At 44.6% G+C, this 222-nt stretch carries 1 pseudogene; it reads left to right on the top strand.

Features of this window, described 5'->3' with window-relative positions:
- Window positions 1–222, top strand: a pseudogene (locus CWC28_RS22100) (SufE family protein); the annotation flags it as partial.

The following is a 222-nucleotide window of genomic DNA, read 5'->3' as shown; positions in this document are numbered from 1 at the left end:
GGCGCTCAGCAGCATTGTGAAGGGGGAGTTTGATGCTTCTCATGACAGTAAAGAAGTTGAAGGTCATTCAGCATTCTTTAACCAGCTTGAAGGTGAGCATGCTTCGGAGTTTTCTCAAGATCGAATCTTTGACCAAGTGACTGCTTCTAGAAGTTGGCAGGACAAATATCGACACATTATGCTGCTTGGGAAAAAACTACCTTCCCTGCCTGAAAGAATGAG

The sequence above is a fragment of the Pseudoalteromonas sp. S4492 genome (assembly GCF_005886115.1).
Lineage (GTDB): Bacteria > Pseudomonadota > Gammaproteobacteria > Enterobacterales > Alteromonadaceae > Pseudoalteromonas > Pseudoalteromonas gelatinilytica.
Note: the sequence above shows the minus strand (reverse complement) of the source record. Positions and strands in the feature narration are given on the sequence as shown.